Genomic DNA, 19732 nt, shown 5'->3' with positions numbered 1-19732 from the left:
TCCGATGAGCCGGGCGCATCTTGCGGAATGCGAATTGGGCGGGTTGCAACCCTGGCGGGGGAAGCACATGACGTTCGATCTCCGGACAATATATGCGATGACGGCGGTTGCCTGCGTGGTGCTGGGCATGCTCCAGTGCGCCGCCTATTTTACAGGGCGCTTCGAGCGCTGGCTCGCCTGGTGGAGTGCCAGCAATTTCCTCGTCGGGATCGGCTCCTTCTTAATTTCCCTTCGCAGTATCGCGCCGGACTCCATGACGGTTCAATTCGGCAATGTCCTGACGGTCGCCGGTTGCGTGCTCCTGCCGGCATCCATGCGCATCTTCGTCGGGCGCACGGTCAGCCTTCTCTATTGCAGCCTCATCATCGCCGTGCTCGGCATCCCCTTCGTTACGATTTTCAGCGCCCATGATGCGTCGCTCCAACGCATTGCCTATGGTTCGGCGGTCTATTGCCTGCTTGATCTGGCGGTCGCCCGGGAGGCCCATCGCCTCGGGCGGGAGGAGAAGCTTTATTCGGCGGAACTTGCCGTCGGCTTGTTCGTGCTGACGGCAATGCTCTATGCCAGCCGTTCCACCATGGCGATGACGGGCCTGCTGGGCGACGGGAACCTGTTCAACGGCGGTGACGCGGTGCATGCCTGGGTAGCACTTTCGGCCATGGTGTTTCTCACGCTCCGCAGCATGGTCATCATGCTGATGGCGGGGGAAAGGGCAAGCGCCCGGCTCAGGGCTGCAGCCTATTGCGACGCGCTGACGGGCGTGCTCAATCGTGGGGGATTGGTGCAGTCATTTGCCGAGCTTTCCCCGAAGCCGCTGGCCGTGCTGCTGATCGACATAGATCATTTCAAGCAGCTCAACGACGCCCACGGCCATGCCATGGGAGACGAGGTGCTGCGGGCGTTCGCATCGTCTGCAGCGAACGCGCTCGACGATGGTGATCTCATCGCCCGTCACGGCGGCGACGAATTCGTGATCGTGCTGAAAGAGCGTTCGCTCGAACAGGCGGTGGCGATTGCCGAACATATCCGCCTCGCTTTCGTCACCTCGCTTCGCCGCCTCGGCGACCGGCTGTCGGTCCTGCCAACGCTCAGCATCGGGGCGGCGGCCGAAAGTGCGGGGCCTGTCGATCTCGAAGCCCTGCTTCACAAGGCGGATCAGGCGCTCTATGCGCGCAAACGGCAGGGGCGCAACGGAGTCGATGCCTTCAGGGAGGATGTGCTCGCGGCTTGAGAGGCGGGGACGAAACCGCCGGCGCAGAACGAATTTCTCCTGTTATTTGAATGATGGCCGCGGAAAAATAGCGCCTCCGCATCCCCGTGTTTCGCCTGCCGGCTATTCTGTTTTCGTCATCGGGCAGGGAGCCGGGTCGCGAACCGGTCGCCATACGGGCAAGCAATCCGGCGCCCGGTGATGGTTGCGAAGGCCGGTCAGGCGTCGTCAGGACAAATGACCTGCTCACGCCGGAAAACGGGAACTGACACCTCCCGTTGACCGCGAAAGCATGAGGCCAGAAGCGATCGGGCAGGCGGACAAGCCTGACATCAATACCACGCAATACCCACTGCCTGCCCATCCCACCCCTCGGGATCAGGCCGTGGCGGAGTTCTCTCCGCCGCGGGTCTTTGTGCTGATTTATGCGGAAATATCCACTACCCCGCAATCGCCCGCTTCCGACGAGAAAGCCAGAAGCTTGCCGCTGGCGCTCCAGCTCAATCCCGTAATCGCGCCGTTACCAGGACGGCGGAGCAGCGCCTCCTTCTGATCGGCGATCCTGACGCCCAGGATCATGCCATCGATAAAGCCGATGGCGAGCACCTCTTCAGCCGGATGGAACGCGACCTGCGTCACCATGATATTGGCGCGGGTGCCGAGCTCCAACGGCGCCTTGCCCATCGGCCCGTCCTTCGAGGAAAACGGCCAGACGATCGCCGCCGGCGCGCCGGAAGAGGCGAGCCACTTGCCCTTCGGCGACCAGGAGAGCGATTTCACCTTGGCGGGATAGCCGGTCATGCGCATGTGGCGGTTCTCGCCCGGCTTGCCGTCCAGCTTCCAGCCGTGCAGCGCGTTTTCCTGCATCATCGTGACGAGGAAACGGCCGTCCGGTGAGAAGGTGACGCCCGTATGCGCTCCCTTCCATTCCAGATCGACCGGCGGCGCATTGGTGCCGACCCAGTGTAGGGACACGCCGTTGTAACGAGCGGCGGCGATGCGCAGCCCCTTGGCGGCAAAGGCAAGGCCTTCGATGCTGCGGCTCTCGGGAAATTCCTTCAGCGAACCGTCATTCTGGCGCACGAAGCTCGACTTGCCGTGGGCATAGGCGACCGCGTTCTGCGGGCCGCCGGCCACGACGCTGATCCATTTGCGCGGTGCTTCGGCAACAAGAGTTGCCGCGCCGTCCTTGCCGATGCGGAAAACCTTGCCATCCTCACCGCCGGTAATCAGCGTCGGGCTGAAGGGATCGCGGATGCAGGTCAGCAAGCCCTGATGGGCTTCGGTGACCTTTTCGCCGCTGTCGAGGCGGTGGATCGTGCCGGCGGCTGTGGCGAAGAATGGAATGTCGCCGAGGAAATGGGCCGCGACGACATGGCCTTGCAAATCAAGCGGTGCAACAGTCGGCATTACGCTGCATTTCTCCCCGGCTTGCCGTTACCCGGAAACCGCCTCACATTTTCTTCCGGCCTCATGCCGCTGCCTCACACGCTTTGAAGCTCTTCTCGATCTTTTCGACATCAAGATCGCGGCCGATGAAGACGAGCCGGGATTCGCGCTTCTCGCCATCCTTCCAAGGGCGCTGGTGATCGCCCTCGATGATCATGTGGACGCCCTGCACGACATAGCGCTCCTCGTCGCCCTTGAAGGCGATGATGCCCTTGAGGCGCAGGATGTTCGGGCCGTCCGTCTGGGTGAGCTTCTGGATCCAGGGGAAGAAGCGTTCCGGATTCATCTCCCCGCCGCGCAGCGAGATCGATTTCACCGTCACGTCATGGATCGGCGACATGTCGCCATGGTGATGATGGTGGTGGTCATGATCGTGGTCATGATGATGATGATGGTCGTGATCATGGTGGTGATGGTCATGGTCGCAGTCCGGGCCGCAGACGTGGTCTTCGTGGCCGTGCTCCAGGAAATGCGGATCGTTTTCCAGCGCGCGTTCCAGGTTGAAGGCGCCCTGGTCGAGAACACGGGCGAGATCGACGCCCGAACGGCTCGCCTTGTAGACGCGGGCGGCCGGGTTGATGGCGCGCACCACGTCTTCCACCCGGGCCAGTTCTTCCGGTGTGACGAGGTCGGTCTTGTTGATGATCACGACATCGGCGAATGCGATCTGGTCCTCGGCCTCGCGGCTGTCTTTGAGGCGCAGCGGCAGATGCTTCGCGTCGACAAGGGCGACGACCGCATCGAGCTCGGTCTTGGAGCGCACGTCGTCATCCATGAAGAAGGTCTGGGCAACCGGTACGGGATCGGCAAGACCGGTCGTCTCGACGATGATGCCGTCGAAGCGGCCCGGGCGGCGCATCAGGCCTTCGACCACGCGGATCAGGTCGCCGCGCACCGTGCAGCAGACGCAGCCGTTGTTCATCTCGTAGATCTCTTCGTCCGACTCGACGATCAGGTCGTTGTCGATGCCGATCTCGCCGAACTCGTTGACGATGACCGCATATTTCTTGCCGTGGCTTTCGGAGAGGATGCGGTTCAGGAGCGTCGTCTTGCCGGCGCCGAGATAACCGGTGAGCACGGTAACGGGAACGGGCTTCTGTGTGGCTGTTTCGGTCATGGAAAACCTCGAGGGATGTGGGAGCGCCCAAAGTACGCAATTGCGGGCGCGGAAATTGGTCCGCCTCATATAAGGGCAAGCCGCGGCGACTTCAAAGGGTTTTGAATGTTATAAGATCACATCATGTGGAGACGGCCGAAATAGCGGACCTTACGTCGGTCCGGCCAAAGTCGTCACCGACATAGAGAAGCGGGCAGTCGAATTCCTTGGCGGTCGCATAGGAAAAGCAGTCGCCGAAGTTGAGGGAGGCCTTGTGAAAGTTCTTGCCCCATTGGGCATGGGCTGCGGCGGCTCGTTCAGCTCTTATTTCGTCGACCTCGATGATGGTGATAGGAAGCTGATCGATCAACGCCGTGAGACCGGGAAGGCATTTCTTCCTCCGCGCGACGATTAGTGCTTCCGTCAAGGTCGCCGCATTCAGAAGAACATTCACTTCTTCTGCCAGCACCTCCCGGCAGGCGATTGCCATCGCTTCGTTATTGACGATGGCAATCAATGCCGAGGTGTCAATAACGATCATCCCGGCATGCCGTCATCATCGTAAAGAAAATCCTGACTCCGCTCGGCGGGCACATCATCCGCGGCAGGCTTCGGTGCCATGGCTCTGATCTCGTCGATGAGCGCCCTACGCTGTTCCCTTGTCAGGCTGGGCTTGATCGGCACGATCCGCGCGATCTTATGACCCCGGCGCGTCAAGACAACGTCTTCACCGGATTCAGCACGATGAAGCAACTCGGTGAGGCTTGCTTTCGCCTCGCTCACAGAGATTTCCATTCCGCGTTCCTTTGGTCCATTTAATTGGTCCAAATAGCATCGATGGCGTTGCGGCTCAAGCACGATCACTGCAGGCACGTCACGTCAAACCGCGCCACGTCCTCCAGCAGTTCGATGATGCCCCTGACCGCGTGGGCGATGAGCCGCTCCCCCCGTTCTGCGGTTGCGGCCGCGGCATTACCGGCGACACCTTTGGGGTTGAGATCGGACATCTTCCAGCCGAAGGCATGCGATCCATAGGCGCGCAGATGCTTGAATTCTTGCGCGAACTCAGACTGATGCGAGCCGAAGTTTTCCGCCTTCGTCATGTCCACCTTGTCCGGATGAAGCGCCAGCATCACCGAGGTCTCGATATCGCCGCCATGGATGTCGATCGCCTTGTTCTCGGGCCTGATCCATCCCTCCGGCTGGCCGAAGCGCGTCCAGCTTGTCGCCACCACCAGCATGCCGAAGCGCACGCGCGCCTCGGTCGCGACGATCGTCATCAGCGGGGAATTGCCGCCATGGGCATTGAGCAGGACAAGCTTGCGGATGCCGTTTGCATGAAGTTCTGCGGCGATGCCGAGCCAGCGATTGACCGCTTCATCGAAGGCAAGCGTTTTCGTGCCGGCGACATCCATGTGTTCTATCGAATAGCCGACCGGCTCGACCGGCAGGAAGGTCACTGGCAGGCCGGCGGGGAGGGCGGGAATGAGCCGTGCGACAAGCCCCTCGGCAATCAGCGCATCGGTTTCGAACGGCAGGTGGGGACCGTGCTGCTCATGCGCCCCGAGCGGCAGGACGGCGATCCAGCCGCGCCTTTCTGTGGACGCACCTGTTGGATCATTGTCATGATAGCGTGGCAAGGGGTGCGGCATCTGGCGGTAATTTCCCGGTTTCGGTATGGATAGCGCGAAGCTGATATAAGGCTAAAATCCGACAGCACAAAACAGGCGGAGCCGATGAGCAAGAAGAAGAGTGAGAAGAAGGCCAAGTCGGGCAAGAAGAAAGGGCTCGATAGCCTTTCGGCCGCCGACCTCGCTCCGGCGATCACGCAGGCGGCGCGATCCATGCGCACCGCGCTCAGTCGCAGCCTTGGCGAGAGCGGGCTTTATGCAGGTCAGGACGGCGTCATTCTGGCGCTTGCCGAGGAGGACGGGCTGACCCCCGGACAGCTTGCCGCAAGACTCGGCGTGAAGGCGCCGACCATGACACGCACGATCGGCCGGATGGAGGCGCAGGGATTCCTGGAGCGCCGCCCCGACGGAACCGACGGCCGGCTCACGAACGTGCACCTGACGGAAATCGGCCTGAAAAGCGTCGAACAGATCGGCCGTTCGGTCGCCGATTGCGGTTCGCTTGCGGTGAAGGGCCTTTCCGACAAGGAGGTACGCACGCTTCTGAAGCTGCTCAAGGCCGTCGAACACAATCTCCAGCCTGCGCTCGCTGACGACTGACCTTGGCGAGCGCGATGCGGCCCTGAAAAATTGCCGTCGCAGGATTGTCGTGTGGAATTAAATTGTTTATTTAAAATTTAATTCCGGCACCTGAAAAGCAAAAGCGGCCGGTGGCGAGGGGGGAAATGGCGCAGAAGATCAAGTTGTCGACGATTGCCGAGAGCCTCGGTCTTTCCACCGCCACCATTTCGCTTGCACTTCGCGACAGTCCGCTCGTGGCGGTCGATACGCGAGAAAAGATCAAGGAACAGGCCCGCGCGCTCGGCTATATCTACAATCGCCGCGCCGCCAGCCTCAGGACTTCCCGCTCCGGCATCATCGGGGTCGTGGTGCACGACATCATGAACCCGTTCTACGGCGAAATCCTGAAGGCGATCGAAAGCGAGCTCGACCGCAGCCGCCATACTTTCATCCTTTCCAACCATTACGATTCGGTCGAGAAGCAGCGGACCTTCATCGAAACCCTGCTGCAGCTCGGCGGCGACGGTGTGATCATGTCGCCGGCGATCGGCACGCCTGTCGAGGACGTCAAGCTCTGCGAGCAGAACGGCATGCCGGCGATCCTTGTCGCCCGCTCTATGGAAGGCGTCGACCTGCCCACTTATCGCGGCGACGACAGCTACGGCATTTCGCTCGCCACCAACCATCTGATCGGGCTCGGGCACCGGGTCATCGCCATGATCGGCGGCACGGACCAGACCTCGACCGGCCGTGACCGTTACCAGGGCTATGTCAACGCGTTGCGCAAGGCGGGCATCGAGGTGGATCCCAACCTGCGCATTCCCGGCCCGCGTTCCAAGCAGGGCGGTTTCGAGGCGGCGGTGAATTTCCTCTCTCTGCCGCAGAAGCCGACGGCAGCTGTCTGCTGGAACGATCTCGTGGCGATCGGCCTGATGAACGGCATTGCCCGCGCCGGCTTCGTGCCGGGCCAGGACATTTCGGTGACCGGCTACGACGATCTGGAAGAGGCCTCGATCGCCACGCCGGCCCTGACCACGGTTTCCAACGGCCAGGCGGAAGTCGGCAGGCTTGCGGCGCGCGCACTGCTCGACCGGCTGGCCGGCAGCCACGAGCCGGATGGCCTCCACCTGATCAAGCCGGAAATGCGCATCCGCCAGTCCACGGGCATCTACAAGCCGCGGAGCTGACGCGGGCAATGTCCGTCAGGCGGCGACGCTGGCCAGCGCCTTGCGGGCGGCATAGGTTCGCACGGCGTCGCCGAAAGCCTTAAAGAGCGCGCGGGAGGGGGCATCGGTTTCCGCCCAGTATTCCGGATGCCACTGCACGCCGACCGCGAAATTCTTCGCATCGATCACCGATACCGCTTCGATCGTGCCGTCTTCTGCCGTCGCTTCGACCCTCAGCCGCGGTGCGGTTTCGGCGATCGCCTGGCGGTGAAGCGAGTTCACCTGGACCTCGCCTGAAAGGCCGAGATGGTTCGCAATGCAGGAGCCTTCCCGGACGAAGACCGGCTGGCGGATGGCATACATGTCGTCGCGATGGGGAACATCCGGCTTGCGATGGTCCCATGTGCCCGGCTGCTCCTGTATTTCACTTGCGAGCGTACCGCCGAGCGCCACATTCAGCTCCTGGATGCCACGGCAAATGGCGAGCAGCGGGATGCCCCTGTCGATGGCGCTGCGGATGAGCGGCAGGGATGTCGCGTCCCGGGCCGGATCGAAAGGGCCGTCGCTATCCCTGGCTTCCCTCCCGTAGAGAGATGGATGGACGTTCGTCGCAGAGCCGGAAACCAGCACGCCGTCGACCCGGTCGAGGATGGCGTCGATCTCGTTGCCTTCTTCGAATGCCGGAATGATGAACGACATCACCTCGGCCACTTTCAGCGCCGCCTGGACATATTGGTTCGGCGTGGCGTGCCAGAGGGCTCCGTCCAGTTCGCGGATGTCGGCGGGCACGGCGACGATCGGTTTCGGCATTGGAATCTCCACGTGAAGCAGGCGGGCAAGCGCCTTGCTTCTTGTGACGCCGGAAGCCGTTTCAAGTCAAGTTCGCGGCATGGTCCCGGGTCGGATATTGCACAAAGAATAAGCAATTCTCCGTTGAATTTCTTCAATAATCTCCTTTCCGAGCGGGTGCGACGAAAGTCTAAGGTCAAAAGACCTGCCGGTATTAAGGATTATCGGGGGCAGTGCTTGCAACCCATTGAGCAACATGTTTACTTCGCGGCAGAGCCGGGGGGATGGGAACGGATAACCCTGCGGTTTCATCTTTATGGGAGGTATTTTATGGATCGTCGTTCATTCTTCAAAAAGGCTGCCGTGACGGGGGTCGGGGCTGCCGCTGCAACGACGTTGGCCGCGCCGGCCATCGCGCAGACGAACCCGAAGCTCACCTGGCGTCTGACGTCTTCATTCCCGAAGTCGCTCGACACCATCTATGGCGGCGCGGAAGACATCGCCAAGCATGTCGCCGCCGCAACCGACGGCAATTTCACCATCCAGACCTATGCGGCCGGTGAGATCGTTCCGGGCCTTCAGGCGGCCGACGCCGTCAGCGCCGCGACGGTCGAAATGTGCCATACCTGCTCTTATTACTATGTCGGCAAGGACCCGACCTTCGCCATCGGCACGGCCATCCCGTTCGGCCCCAATGCCCGCCTGACGAATTCCTGGTTCTATGAGGGCAACGGCAACAAGCTCCTGAACGAATTTTACGCCACCCACGGCCTCTACGGCATGATTGCCGGCAATACCGGCGCGCAGATGGGGGGCTGGTTCCGCAAGGAAATCAATACGGTGGACGACTTCAAGGGCGTCAAGATGCGCATTGCCGGTCTTGCCGGTCGCGTGGTCGAGAAGCTCGGCGTGGTGCCGCAGCAGATCGCCGGTGGCGACATCTATCCGGCGCTGGAAAAGGGCACGATCGACGCGGCCGAATGGGTCGGTCCCTATGACGATCACAAGCTCGGTTTCTACAAGGTCGCGAAATATTACTACTATCCGGCGTTCTGGGAAGGCGGCCCGGTTATCCACGCCATGGTCAATCTCGACAAGTGGAACAACCTGCCGAAGAACTACCAGGCCGCGCTCACGGACGCCTGCGCCTTCGCCAACACCAACATGATGGCGAAGTACGACATGAAGAACCCCGTGGCAATCAAGCAGCTCGTCGGTGAAGGCACGATCCTGCGCCCGTTCAGCCAGGACATCCTCGAGGCCTGCTTCAATTCGGCCATGGATGTCTACAAGGACATCTCGTCGAAGAACGAGTGGTTCAAGAAGATCTACGAGGACCAGGCGGCGTTCAAGCGGGAGGGCTACCTCTGGATGCAGCTTTCGGAATACACATACGACACCTTCATGATGATCCAGCAGCGCAGCGGCAAGCTCTGACCGGTCATCGAGCCTGGTTTCAGGAACCCCGGATCGAAAGGTCCGGGGTCAGCTTGTTGACAAACCTCCCGGCATGCAGGACGTCATCCTCGGGCTTGTCCCGAGGATCTGCTGCCGCTTACCAAGATATTGGTTATATTGGGATAATTTCGAAAATATAGACGTGGTTAGATGCTCGGGACAGGCCCGAGCATGACGAAAGAGAAGTTATCGCCCTTTGTCAGCAGTCTGACCCCGGATCGAAAGGTCCGGGGTTTTTCTTTATGGGAAATTTGGCGGTTGCGACGGGTTGTGCGGTCTCGACAACTACGCGTGATTGTCTATGCCTGCGGTTTTCGGGGGCAGCAGAGCGCCCGAGGCCAGCCGGGCATCGGTGAAGAGGGGCTTCACCGACTTAGGCAAGAGCCTTGCCCTCGAACCGGAGGTGATACGATGTGGAAACCACTGAGCATTACGATATTGGCAAGGAGAAAACGGACGGGCTGGTCAGTCTCCGTCCGATTTCAATTCCTAGCTAGATAGCAAAAGGAAGGCAGGGCTCCACCCCTGTCTTCCACTCCGAAATATACTCTCCCATCAGGATGCTGACAAGAGAAGCCGCCCCTCAAGGATTGATCTTCGGGGGCTGGCTCAGATCGGGATTGCCGGAAGGGGCTGTTCCCGATGCCGGCGGTGCCGGTTGCTGGCCCTGGCCTCCCGCGGGCGCCTGGGGAGCAGGGCCGCCCAGATCAAGCGGAGGAAGGCCCAGTTGGGGCTGTGCCGGCGCGCCGCCCGCCGGTGCCTGCGGCGAAGGCCCGCCAAGGTCGAGCGGGGGAAGCCCCATCGAGGGGGCCTGGCCGCCCGTGCCGCCGGGATGATTGCCAAGCGGCGGCAGGCCGAACGGTGCCGGTGCGGAGCCGTTCTGGTTGCCGAAGCCCGGGATCTCGATCTTCACGTCGTCCGGGTTCACAGCCTGCTGGTCGCTCTTGTAATGCATGACCAGGCCCGGGAAGGCGATCACCACCAGGATCATCGCGAACTGGATGACGATGTAGGGCAGCACGCCGCGGTATATTTCCGAGGTCTTCACGCCTTCCATCATTTTGCCCGTCACCTTGTCGGCCCAGGGAGCCGAGGGCGCGATCGAGCGCAGGAAGAAAAGAGAGAAGCCGAAGGGCGGCGTCAGGAACGATGTCTGCAGATTGACGCCGAGGATGATGCCGAACCACACGAGGTCGATGCCGAGCTTTTCGGCCACCGGCGCGAGCAGCGGCACCATGATGAAGGCGATCTCGAAGAAGTCGAGGAAGCAACCCAGGATGAAGACGATGATCGTCACCACGATCAGGAAGCCGTATTCGCCGCCCGGCAGGGCAAGCAGCAGTTCCTCGATCCAGACGTTGCCGTTGATGCCGTAAAAGGTGAGACCGAAAACGCGGGCGCCGATCAGGATCATCATCACGAAGGCGGAGAGCTTCGTGGTGGAATCGAGCGCGCTTTTTATCGACGAGAATGTGAGCCGTCCCTTGGCGAATGCCAGGATGAGAGCGCCGGTGGCACCCATGGCGCCGCCTTCGGTCGGCGTCGCGATGCCGAGGAAGATGGTGCCGAGCACGAGGAAGATCAGCGCGAGCGGCGGGATCAGCACGATGATCACCTGTTCGGCGAGCCTCGAAATGATCTTCTTCTGCATCCGCCCGTTGATGATGGCAACGACGTAGGCGACTGCGATCGCAAAGGCCATCGCCGCGACAAGCCGCCATTCAGGACTCTGGATGCCGGTGAAAAGGACGTGGAGCCCGAGGTAATAGAGAGCCACCGCAATCGCGATCATCACGATGAGGGACGTCACGCCGTTGCCGAGCGTGCGCGCCTCCAGCGGCAGGGCAGGGGCCCATTGCGGCTTCGTCATCGATACTATGAACACATAGACACAATAGACCGCGACGATGAGCAGGGCCGGATAAAGAGCGCCGACATACATGTCGCCGACCGAGCGGCCGAGCTGATCGGCCATGACGATCAGCACCAGCGAGGGCGGCACGATCTGGGCGAGCGTTCCCGATGCGGCGATGGTGCCGGAAACGAACGGCCGATTATAGCCGTAACGCAGCATGATCGGCAGGGAAATCAGGCCCATCGCCATGACGGAGGCGGCGACCACGCCGGTGGTGGCGCCGAGCAGCGCTCCGACCAGGATCACCGCATAGGCGAGACCGCCCCGGACAGGACCGAAAAGCTGGCCGATCGTGTCGAGCAGGTCTTCGGCCATGCGCGACCGTTCCAGGATGATGCCCATGAAGGTGAAGAACGGAATGGCGAGCAGGGTATCATTGTACATGATCCCGTAAATGCGTTCGGGATGGCTCTGCAGGAGCGGCCAGAAGAGCCGGATTTCCGGCGAAATAGTCGAAAGCTCGACCCCGATGACGAAATAGGCGAGGCCGCCGGCTGCCAGCGTGAAAGCGACGGGGTAGCCGAGCAGCAGCATCGCCATGACGCTCGTGAACATCACGAGCGGGAGGTTGTGGGCAATGAAATCGATCATGTCAGACCTCGGACGCGGCGGGCGGCATCTGGCCGGCTTTATCTTCGCGCGGGTCTTCGATCCGGCCGGTCACGACCGCGAAGCGCTTGATGATCTCCGACAGGGCCTGGAGCAGGAGCAGCATGAAGCCGAGCAGTACGGCAAGCTTTGCAGGCCAGATGATCAATCCGCCGGCATTCGAGGATATTTCGCCGGAGCGGTAGGAAAGCCAGAACCAGGGCCAGGCGAGCCATGCCATCAATCCGGCAAAGGGGAGCAGGAAGATGATGTGCAGAACGAGGTCGATGATGTCCCGGGTTTTCTTCGACCAACTCGACGACAGGATGTCGATGCGGACGTGCTCGTTCTGCAGAAGCGCATAAGCCGCGCCCAGCATGAAGACCGTGCCGTACAGGTACCATTGCACTTCCAGCCAGGCGTTGGACGACAGGTCCAGCGTCTTGCGCAGCACGGCATTGCCGGCGCTGATCAGAACCGCCGCCAGCAGCAGCCAGGATACGGATTTGCCAATTGCCGTCGTAACAGCGTCGACGAGCCGACTAAATACAAGCAGTCCAGCCATTATTTTCCCCTCCTCTTGGACTTATTTTGAGTGATTATCAGGTCCTGGGTCATGATAGGATAGTGTTCGGCCGGAAGCGATAGCCTCCGGTTTCGGTGGCGCGACGTGTATTGACTGGTGCGGCAAAAATCAATCGCCGGATAACCGGGAAAGCCTGAAATCGGTGGCTTTCGGCAAGGTTTTTCGCGTTTTGTTGAGTGCAAACAGCGGAGGATTCGACGAAAGTCGGAGAGCGTGTTGGACGATCGATGGATGCGAATGACGGCGGCGTTGCAAATCCCAATTCGGCACAGGTGTTGGAATTTTAGCTATCCTGTTTGGAATTCATTGAGCAAACTCTCAACAACCCCCCACTGATTAGGGGGGGATGGGGCACTTGCACAATCAATTTTTAAAAGGTTTTCAGCAGTGTTGGCCGGAACCAAAGGGATGAACCCGATGAAAGAGACTGAAGCGAAGGTGCTGCAGACGGACGTGTACCTGTCGTTCGTCAGCTCACTGTTTGGCAATCGCGGCACGCTGGCGACGGGCATGATCGTGCACGTCATGTGGTGCTTTCTCGTCTTCAGCGATACCGGTTCAGTCTTCTATCTCGGCATGGCGGCGTGCTTCGTCGCGGTTTTCCTCTATCGCATCACGGGTTTCTGGCAGTTCGACCGTCTCGACAAGCAGTCCCTGTCCCGCGAACAAATTGCTTCCATCGAGCGCGGCTATGTCGTCGGAGCGGCGATGACCGCGCTTCTGCTGGGTGTTGCCAGCGGTTACGCGCTTCTTGTCCTGCAGAGCACATTTGCGGCTTTCACCTGCATCGCGATGACGCTCGGCACGATGATGTCCATCGTCGGGCGCAATTACGGTTCACGTCATGCGGTGGATTTTCAGATCATCGGTTGCTGCCTGCCGATCATCGTGGCCTGTATTCTAACCGGCGAACTGAATTTGGCGTTGATGTCGTTGCTGCTGATCCCGTTCGGACTTACCACGCGCTCCATGGCCAAGGGGGTTCGAGACTTCCTTTACGAGAATGTCATCGCTTCGCGTGAAATGACGCTCATCGCCGGCCGCTTCGACACCGCGCTCAAGACCATGGCCCACGGCCTCATGATGCTGGACGGTAACGGCAGGATCGAGGTCATCAATCGTCAGGCCCGCGATCTCCTGGGACTCGATCCTGCTGTGGACGTGAAAGACAGCGAACTCGTGAACGTGCTGCGGCAAGGCACCATCCGCGCCTCCGACGCCATTATCCAGCAGATCGCCCTATTGGCCAAAGGGACGTTGAACCGGGCACTGTTTCGATTCAGCGGTGAACGCCACCTGGAATTTTCCGTGAGCCATCGCTCCGATGGCGGCGTGGTCCTGATTTTCGAGGATGTCAGCGCCCGCGTGGCCGCGGAGGAAAAGATCCTGCATATGGTGCGGTTTGACGCGCTGACAGGCCTGCCGAACCGCGGCTATTTCGCCGGGCTGGCGGCGGAGAAGGTGAACGGTCGCGGCGAGGCGCTGGCGGCTCTCGCCGTGTTCGACGTCGACGGCTTCAAGCATGTCAATGACATGCGCGGCCATGTGGTCGGCGACCGGCTGCTTTCGGCGATCGCGGCCCGGTTTGCCGCGCTCGGGACGGACAACATGCTGACCGGGCGCCTGATCGGCGACGAATTCGTCATCCTGCTTACCGGTGGCGAAGACAGTGGCGGACTGGAACAGCAGATCCGCCAGCTTCACGCGGGAATTCAGGGAGATTATCATGTGGAGGGCCTGCGCCTGACGGTTTCCATGAATGGCGGCTGCGTCATCCTGCCCTCGCAGGATTTCGACATGGAGAACTGGCAGATCAAGGCCGACCTTGCCCTTAACCATGCAAAGTCCGAAGGGCACGGTGCGCTGACTGTCTTCCGGCCGGAAATGGACGCGCAATATATCGATGAGCAGAAGCTCCGTGCAGACCTTCGGCTCGCGGTCGCCAACGGAGCCCTCCATGTCGTCTACCAGCCCATGTACCGGCCCGACGGTTCCGTCATCGAATGCAGCGAAGCCCTGGTGCGCTGGCACCATGCCGAACGCGGCCTGGTCGGCCCGAACATCTTCATCCCCATGGCGGAGGATATGGGCCTCGTCTCCCAGATCACGCGCCTGGTCCTCGATCAGGCCTGTCGCGATTGCATGACCTGGCCCGACCCGATGGGCGTCTCCGTCAATCTCTCAATCCAGGACCTGCGCAATGACGAAATCGTCGGATACGTGGCGGACGTTCTGAAGCGCCATTCGCTCGATCCCTCCAGGCTGCACCTGGAGGTGACGGAAAGCTGTTTCATGGACGAGCCCGTCGCGGTCAGCGCCATTCTCAATCAGTTCCGGGCGCTCGGCGTCACGATTGCGATCGACGATTTCGGCACCGGCTTCTCGAGCCTCAGCTACCTGGATTCGCTGCCGGTCGACATCGTCAAGATCGACCGGGCCTTCATCCGCAATATCGGCGAGGACCAGCGCAAGCTGAAGCTCCTGCGCGGCATCGTACACCTGTCGCGAGAACTCGGCCTGAAGATCATTGTGGAAGGCGTCGAGACGCGGGAGCAGCTTGCGCTCATCAACCGTCACCGTTTCGCCGATCTGGTGCAGGGTTACGTCTTCTCCATGCCGGTGGATGCCGACAGAATCACCGAGCTTGCGGCCACCGCCTCGCCGACCGGCAAGCTTTCCACCCTGCGGCGCGGTGCAAAGAACACGCAAAGCTCCGCGTTCAGGGCAGCCGCACGCTGACCACTGCCTAAAATCTGAGCGAATGCGATTGGATTTCGTGCAGCCGGAAGGCCGATCCGGTGCTTTTTAACCATAATATTTAAAACTTTATTAAAATCGGCATTCGCTTATTGCAGCCCTGTCGCCTTTTAGGGTTAATTCCTGGTTAACGCCCCAGGAATGACCTCAATGCAAACAGAAAAGACCTTTTCAGACGGATATTTTTCCAGCAAGCTTCTTGAGACCTTGGATCACATAGAATACCGGCGTATCGAAAGCCATGAGGATTTCGAGGATATCGCACGGCTGAGATATAGAGCCTATAAAGCGCACAATGTGCTGCCTGTCGCTGTGAGCAGTATGCTGGACGAGATCGATTTCGACAGTCATGCTTATGTCTTCGGCGTCTATTATTACGAAGAGCTCGTCAGTACATTACGTATTCATTATGTAACGCCGGAGCATCGGGTATCCCAGTCGAGCGGCATTTTTCCCGATGCGATCAACGCTTTTCTCGATGCCGGCCTCACGCTCATCGATCCGGCGCGATTCGCCATCGATGCGGAATTCGCCAACGAGCGCTCGACGCTTCCCTATCTCACCGTCAGGCCGACGATCATGGCGGCGATCCATTTCGACGCGGATCGCATGCTCCAGCATATACGCCCTTCGCATGCGGCGTTCTACAGACGCTTCTTCTATGCCGATACCGTCGTTCCGCCGACCATGACAAAAACCTATGGCTTCGAGCTGACCTTGCTTGCATCGCGTACGCGGGAGATAAGGTCGAAACTAATGCGGCGTTTCCCGGCGTTTCAATCCGAGGCCTTCGAGCGACGGCTGATGTTCGACCGGTCTTCGCGCTTCGAGATTTCGCCGCTCACCATCCTTCCGACGGCCCGGATTGCCGTCAGGCCGGATTCTCCCGAGATGGTCTACGTGACATGACGAGCGTACGGGAGCGGCGTTTCGTGCCATTGCGCTTTCCAGCCGCTTTGTGTAAGGCCTGACGTGACGTTCATCTTGCTGCTCCAGGCATGATCGAGGACGTTCAAGAGGGTTTTTCCGCGCGCGAAAACGCTTGACCCCGCGGGTTGCGTGCGGCTGGTGTTCTAAGGAGACGGGACAGATGGACAATCACCATAGCGGGCCGGTGGAAACAGGGGCTTCCATGGACTATTCGGAACATGAGAAGACCTACAACATGTTCATCGCCGGTGCGAAATGGGGCACGATGGTCACCGCCGTCCTGCTGATCGCAATGGCCGCCGGTTTCTTCGGCGGCGTGGGCTTCCTCGGCAGCCTCATCGTCTTCATCGTTCTCAACATCGCCGGCGTCTTCCTGCTGCGCTGATCCTGACAGGCCGGATTTGACTCTGGCGTAAGGGGGACGAAACGTCGCGCCCTCCTGCGATAGCGACTGGGAGGAAACAGTCTTTGGCGAAAATCGTATTTGTAAGCCGCGAAGGTTCGGAAGAGCCGCGCGTATCCGCATCACCCGAGACGGTAAAACGGCTTGTCGGCCTCGGCTTTTCAATGGTCGTCGAGAATGGCGCGGGGCTGGCTTCGGGCATCCCCGACGCAGATTTCGAATCTGCCGGCGCCCGGATCGGGACCGCCACCGATGCCGGAGCGGCCGATATCCTGCTCAGGGTCAACCGGCCGACGGTCGCGGAGGTCGCATCCTATAAATCGGGCGCGGTCGTGTTTGCGGTCATGGATCCTTACGGCAACGAGGCGGCACTCGCCGGGATGGCGAAGGCCGGGCTCACCACCTTCGCCATGGAACTGATGCCGCGCATCACCCGTGCGCAATCCATGGACGTCCTGTCGTCCCAGGCGAACCTTGCCGGCTACCGCGCCGTGATTGACGCGGCGCATGAATACGGCCGGGCCATGCCGATGATGATGACGGCGGCCGGCACGGTTCCTGCCGCCAAGGTTTTCGTGATGGGGGCGGGCGTTGCCGGCTTGCAGGCGATTGCCACCGCAAGGCGCCTTGGCGCCGTCGTCTCCGCGACCGACGTGCGCCCGGCCGCCAAGGAGCAGGTCGCCTCGCTCGGCGGCAAGTTCATCGCTGTCGAGGACGACGAGTTTAAGGCCGCCGAGACCACTGCCGGTTACGCCAAGCCGATGTCGGCGGAATATCAGGCCAAGCAGGCGGCGCTTGTCGCCGACCACATTGCCAAGCAGGACATCGTCATCACCACGGCCCTCATTCCGGGCCGTCCGGCGCCGAAACTCGTCACGCGCGCCATGCTCGCCTCCATGAAGCCGGGCTCGGTGGCGGTCGATCTCGCGGTCGAGCGCGGCGGCAATATCGAAGGTTCCAAAAAGGGCAAGGTCGTCACCGTCGAGGGCGTCACCGTCATCGGTTATGCCAATGTCGCCGGCCGCATCGCCGCATCCGCTTCAGCGCTTTATGCGCGCAACCTCTATGCCTTCATCGAGACTATGGTCGACAAGGGCACGAAGGACTTTTCGATCAATATCGAAGACGAACTCGTCAAGGCGACCATGCTGACGAATGGCGGCGCGGTCGTGCATCCAACCTTCGCGGCGGCTGTGCCCGCCGAAGAGCCGGCAGCGGCGCCGGCGCCGAAGAAGGCGGCGCCCAGGAAGGAGAAGGTGGTTTCGGCCAGTGACGCACCGGCGGAAAAAGCCACGCGCGCGCGCCGTAAACCTGCCAAGGACGATGCCGCGAAGAAGGAGGGGCTTTGATGGCGAATGAAATTATGAACAGGGCGCTGGAAAGCCTCGACAATGCGGTCGCCGCCGTGAGGGCCGCTGCGGAGCAGGCGCCCGAAGTTGCCAATGCGGCCGGTGCGGCCGCCCATGCCGTTTCCGGCGGCGTGATCGATCCTTTCGTCTTCCAGCTGGCGATTTTCGTGCTGGCGATCTTCGTCGGCTATTACGTCGTCTGGTCGGTGACGCCGGCGCTGCATACGCCGCTGATGGCCGTCACCAACGCGATCTCCTCGGTCATCGTGGTCGGCGCACTGCTCGCAGTCGGCGCCTCGCTCAGCGGGTTCGCCACCGGTTTCGGCTTCGTCGCTCTGGTGCTCGTCTCGGTGAATATCTTCGGCGGCTTCCTGGTGACCAGCCGGATGCTCGCCATGTACAAGAAAAAAGATCGCTGAGGGACGCCTAGACGATGTCGCAGAATCTCGCAGCCTTCCTTTACCTCGTCTCCGGCGTGCTGTTCATCATGGCGCTTCGGGGTCTTTCCCACCCAACCACCAGCCGTCAGGGCAATATCTACGGCATGGTCGGCATGGCAATCGCCATCGTCACCACGCTTCTGCTCGCCACGCCGACCTTCGGCGGTTTCATCCTGATCGTGCTGGCGCTCGCTATCGGCGGCGGGGCAGGGGCCTATATTGCCCGCACCATTCCGATGACGGCGATGCCGCAGCTTGTCGCCGGTTTCCATTCGCTGGTCGGTTTCGCCGCCGTGATGGTGGCGGCCGCGGCACTTTATGCGCCGCACTCCTTCGGCATCGGCGAGATCGGTGAGATCCACGGTCAGGCGCTGGTCGAGATGGCGCTGGGTGCCGCGATCGGTGCGATCACCTTCACCGGCTCGGTCATCGCCTTCCTGAAGCTCGATGGGCGCATGTCCGGCAAACCGATCCTATTGCCCTACCGGCATTTCATCAATATCGGCCTGCTGGTGCTGATCGTCGTCTTCATCGTCGGCTTGGTGCAGACCGAGAGCCATTTCGATTTCTGGCTGGTCGTGGGGCTGGCGCTGGCGCTCGGCGTGCTGCTCATCGTGCCGATCGGCGGTGCCGACATGCCGGTGGTCGTATCGATGCTGAATTCCTATTCCGGCTGGGCGGCCGCCGGCATCGGGTTCACGCTCGGCAACCTGGCGCTGATCATCACCGGCGCGCTGGTCGGTTCGTCCGGCGCGATCCTGTCCTACATCATGTGCAAGGGCATGAACCGCTCCTTCATCTCCGTCATCCTCGGCGGCTTCGGCGGCGAGACCGCTTCGGCCTCCGGCGACGACGGCGTGCAGCGGACCGTCAAGCAGGGGTCGGCCGACGACGCTGCCTTCCTGATGCAGAACGCCGAGAAGGTGATCATCGTGCCGGGCTATGGCATGGCGGTCGCCCAGGCGCAGCATGCGCTGCGTGAGCTTGCCGACACGCTGAAGGAGCACGGCGTCGAGGTCAAATACGCCATTCATCCGGTCGCCGGCCGCATGCCGGGCCATATGAACGTGCTGCTCGCCGAGGCGAACGTACCCTATGACGAGGTCTTCGAACTGGAAGACATCAATGCCGAGTTCGCGCAAGCCGACGTCGCCTATGTCATCGGCGCCAACGACGTCACCAATCCGGCGGCGCGCGACGACAAGTCCTCGCCGATCTACGGCATGCCGATCCTCGACGTCGACAAGGCCAAGACCTGCCTGTTCGTCAAGCGCTCGCTCGGCTCCGGTTACGCCGGCATCGACAACACGCTGTTCTACAAGGACGGCACGATGATGCTGCTCGGCGACGCCAAGAAGATGACGGAAGATATCGTCAAGGCGATGAAGCACTGACGCAAGCGAT

At 61.1% G+C, this 19732-nt stretch carries 18 protein-coding genes; 10 read left to right on the top strand and 8 right to left on the bottom strand.

What is annotated here, in order from left to right:
• Positions 1-67 precede the first annotated feature (67 nt).
• Positions 68-1231: a GGDEF domain-containing protein gene (locus QEO92_RS17130; protein WP_227703813.1), complete on the top strand. Its 1164-nt coding sequence runs from the start codon at positions 68-70 to the stop codon at positions 1229-1231.
• 402 nt (positions 1232-1633) lie between these two features.
• Here the strand turns inward: QEO92_RS17130 and QEO92_RS17125 are convergent, their stop codons facing one another.
• From QEO92_RS17125 to QEO92_RS17105, 5 genes are all read right to left on the bottom strand, one after another.
• Complete coding sequence (locus QEO92_RS17125; RefSeq protein WP_037155796.1) at positions 1634-2620, bottom strand: WD40 repeat domain-containing protein; 987 nt, start codon at positions 2618-2620, stop codon at positions 1634-1636.
• A gap of 61 nt (positions 2621-2681) precedes the next feature.
• On the bottom strand, positions 2682-3776 hold the full coding sequence (locus QEO92_RS17120; protein ID WP_227703812.1) for a CobW family GTP-binding protein: 1095 nt from the start codon (positions 3774-3776) through the stop codon (positions 2682-2684).
• Positions 3777-3897: 121 nt separating this feature from the next.
• Entirely contained in the window at positions 3898-4296 is a 399-nt protein-coding gene (locus QEO92_RS17115) for a type II toxin-antitoxin system VapC family toxin (RefSeq protein ID WP_227703811.1), read from the bottom strand.
• On the bottom strand, positions 4293-4538 hold the full coding sequence (locus QEO92_RS17110) for a type II toxin-antitoxin system Phd/YefM family antitoxin (protein ID WP_425272337.1): 246 nt from the start codon (positions 4536-4538) through the stop codon (positions 4293-4295). The genes QEO92_RS17115 and QEO92_RS17110 overlap by 4 nt, the downstream gene beginning before the upstream one ends.
• Before the next feature lie 77 nt (positions 4539-4615).
• Positions 4616-5407 carry a creatininase family protein gene (locus QEO92_RS17105; RefSeq protein WP_227703810.1) on the bottom strand — a complete coding sequence of 264 codons (792 nt, stop codon included), beginning with the start codon at positions 5405-5407 and terminating at the stop codon, positions 4616-4618.
• Positions 5408-5491: 84 nt separating this feature from the next.
• On the opposite strand from QEO92_RS17105, the gene QEO92_RS17100 reads away from it, so the two are divergent.
• Complete coding sequence (locus QEO92_RS17100; RefSeq protein WP_210056685.1) at positions 5492-5986, top strand: MarR family winged helix-turn-helix transcriptional regulator; 495 nt, start codon at positions 5492-5494, stop codon at positions 5984-5986.
• Positions 5987-6111: 125 nt separating this feature from the next.
• Positions 6112-7134 carry a LacI family DNA-binding transcriptional regulator gene (locus QEO92_RS17095; protein ID WP_227703809.1) on the top strand — a complete coding sequence of 341 codons (1023 nt, stop codon included), beginning with the start codon at positions 6112-6114 and terminating at the stop codon, positions 7132-7134.
• Between the two features lie 15 nt (positions 7135-7149).
• Here the strand turns inward: QEO92_RS17095 and QEO92_RS17090 are convergent, their stop codons facing one another.
• Positions 7150-7923: a gamma-glutamyl-gamma-aminobutyrate hydrolase family protein gene (locus QEO92_RS17090; RefSeq protein WP_037155809.1), complete on the bottom strand. Its 774-nt coding sequence runs from the start codon at positions 7921-7923 to the stop codon at positions 7150-7152.
• 309 nt (positions 7924-8232) lie between these two features.
• Between QEO92_RS17090 and QEO92_RS17085 the strand changes: the two genes are divergently transcribed.
• A complete protein-coding gene (locus tag QEO92_RS17085) occupies positions 8233-9339 on the top strand; it encodes a TRAP transporter substrate-binding protein (RefSeq protein WP_037155812.1) in 1107 nt (368 codons plus the stop codon).
• Between the two features lie 604 nt (positions 9340-9943).
• Here the strand turns inward: QEO92_RS17085 and QEO92_RS17080 are convergent.
• Together QEO92_RS17080 and QEO92_RS17075 are read right to left on the bottom strand one after the other, a co-directional pair.
• The gene (locus QEO92_RS17080; protein ID WP_227703808.1) at positions 9944-11866 is read right to left on the bottom strand and encodes a TRAP transporter large permease; all 1923 of its coding nucleotides are present in this window, start codon (positions 11864-11866) and stop codon (positions 9944-9946) included.
• A 1-nt stretch (position 11867) separates the two neighbouring features.
• Positions 11868-12428, bottom strand: a complete 561-nt coding sequence (locus tag QEO92_RS17075; protein ID WP_037155818.1) for a TRAP transporter small permease subunit — start codon at positions 12426-12428, stop codon at positions 11868-11870.
• 438 nt (positions 12429-12866) lie between these two features.
• Here QEO92_RS17075 and QEO92_RS17070 point away from each other — a divergent pair, with 438 nt between their 5' ends.
• The 6 genes from QEO92_RS17070 (at position 12867) to QEO92_RS17045 (ending at position 19722) form a co-directional block, all read left to right on the top strand.
• Positions 12867-15188: a putative bifunctional diguanylate cyclase/phosphodiesterase gene (locus QEO92_RS17070; protein ID WP_227703807.1), complete on the top strand. Its 2322-nt coding sequence runs from the start codon at positions 12867-12869 to the stop codon at positions 15186-15188.
• Positions 15189-15356: 168 nt separating this feature from the next.
• Positions 15357-16115, top strand: a complete 759-nt coding sequence (locus QEO92_RS17065; protein ID WP_037155821.1) for an N-acyl amino acid synthase FeeM domain-containing protein — start codon at positions 15357-15359, stop codon at positions 16113-16115.
• Between the two features lie 181 nt (positions 16116-16296).
• A complete protein-coding gene (locus tag QEO92_RS17060) occupies positions 16297-16521 on the top strand; it encodes an aa3-type cytochrome c oxidase subunit IV (RefSeq protein WP_037155824.1) in 225 nt (74 codons plus the stop codon).
• Between the two features lie 83 nt (positions 16522-16604).
• Positions 16605-17888 (top strand): Re/Si-specific NAD(P)(+) transhydrogenase subunit alpha, encoded by a 1284-nt coding sequence (locus QEO92_RS17055; RefSeq protein ID WP_227703806.1) that lies wholly within the window; start codon positions 16605-16607, stop codon positions 17886-17888.
• On the top strand, positions 17888-18307 hold the full coding sequence (locus QEO92_RS17050) for an NAD(P) transhydrogenase subunit alpha part 2 (protein WP_227703805.1): 420 nt from the start codon (positions 17888-17890) through the stop codon (positions 18305-18307). Before QEO92_RS17055 ends, QEO92_RS17050 begins: the two co-directional genes overlap by 1 nt.
• Before the next feature lie 14 nt (positions 18308-18321).
• On the top strand, positions 18322-19722 hold the full coding sequence (locus QEO92_RS17045; RefSeq protein WP_037155832.1) for an NAD(P)(+) transhydrogenase (Re/Si-specific) subunit beta: 1401 nt from the start codon (positions 18322-18324) through the stop codon (positions 19720-19722).
• Positions 19723-19732 lie beyond the last annotated feature (10 nt).

The organism is Neorhizobium petrolearium (assembly GCF_029854435.1).
GTDB lineage: Bacteria > Pseudomonadota > Alphaproteobacteria > Rhizobiales > Rhizobiaceae > Neorhizobium > Neorhizobium petrolearium.
This window is presented reverse-complemented; position numbering and strand designations above follow the sequence as displayed.

What these genes read in the sequence shown, in the direction of transcription:
- QEO92_RS17065 (WP_037155821.1), top strand. Translation starts at nt 15,357, where the DNA reads ATGCAAACAGAAAAGACCTTTTCAGACGGATATTTTTCCAGCAAGCTT.
- QEO92_RS17130 (WP_227703813.1), top strand. Translation starts at nt 68, where the DNA reads ATGACGTTCGATCTCCGGACAATATATGCGATGACGGCGGTTGCCTGC.
- QEO92_RS17085 (WP_037155812.1), top strand. Translation starts at nt 8,233, where the DNA reads ATGGATCGTCGTTCATTCTTCAAAAAGGCTGCCGTGACGGGGGTCGGG.
- QEO92_RS17050 (WP_227703805.1), top strand. Translation starts at nt 17,888, where the DNA reads ATGGCGAATGAAATTATGAACAGGGCGCTGGAAAGCCTCGACAATGCG.
- QEO92_RS17105 (WP_227703810.1), bottom strand. Translation starts at nt 5,407, where the DNA reads ATGCCGCACCCCTTGCCACGCTATCATGACAATGATCCAACAGGTGCG.
- QEO92_RS17125 (WP_037155796.1), bottom strand. Translation starts at nt 2,620, where the DNA reads ATGCCGACTGTTGCACCGCTTGATTTGCAAGGCCATGTCGTCGCGGCC.
- QEO92_RS17120 (WP_227703812.1), bottom strand. Translation starts at nt 3,776, where the DNA reads ATGACCGAAACAGCCACACAGAAGCCCGTTCCCGTTACCGTGCTCACC.
- QEO92_RS17075 (WP_037155818.1), bottom strand. Translation starts at nt 12,428, where the DNA reads ATGGCTGGACTGCTTGTATTTAGTCGGCTCGTCGACGCTGTTACGACG.
- QEO92_RS17080 (WP_227703808.1), bottom strand. Translation starts at nt 11,866, where the DNA reads ATGATCGATTTCATTGCCCACAACCTCCCGCTCGTGATGTTCACGAGC.
- QEO92_RS17095 (WP_227703809.1), top strand. Translation starts at nt 6,112, where the DNA reads ATGGCGCAGAAGATCAAGTTGTCGACGATTGCCGAGAGCCTCGGTCTT.
- QEO92_RS17090 (WP_037155809.1), bottom strand. Translation starts at nt 7,923, where the DNA reads ATGCCGAAACCGATCGTCGCCGTGCCCGCCGACATCCGCGAACTGGAC.
- QEO92_RS17045 (WP_037155832.1), top strand. Translation starts at nt 18,322, where the DNA reads ATGTCGCAGAATCTCGCAGCCTTCCTTTACCTCGTCTCCGGCGTGCTG.
- QEO92_RS17060 (WP_037155824.1), top strand. Translation starts at nt 16,297, where the DNA reads ATGGACAATCACCATAGCGGGCCGGTGGAAACAGGGGCTTCCATGGAC.
- QEO92_RS17070 (WP_227703807.1), top strand. Translation starts at nt 12,867, where the DNA reads ATGAAAGAGACTGAAGCGAAGGTGCTGCAGACGGACGTGTACCTGTCG.
- QEO92_RS17115 (WP_227703811.1), bottom strand. Translation starts at nt 4,296, where the DNA reads ATGATCGTTATTGACACCTCGGCATTGATTGCCATCGTCAATAACGAA.
- QEO92_RS17100 (WP_210056685.1), top strand. Translation starts at nt 5,492, where the DNA reads ATGAGCAAGAAGAAGAGTGAGAAGAAGGCCAAGTCGGGCAAGAAGAAA.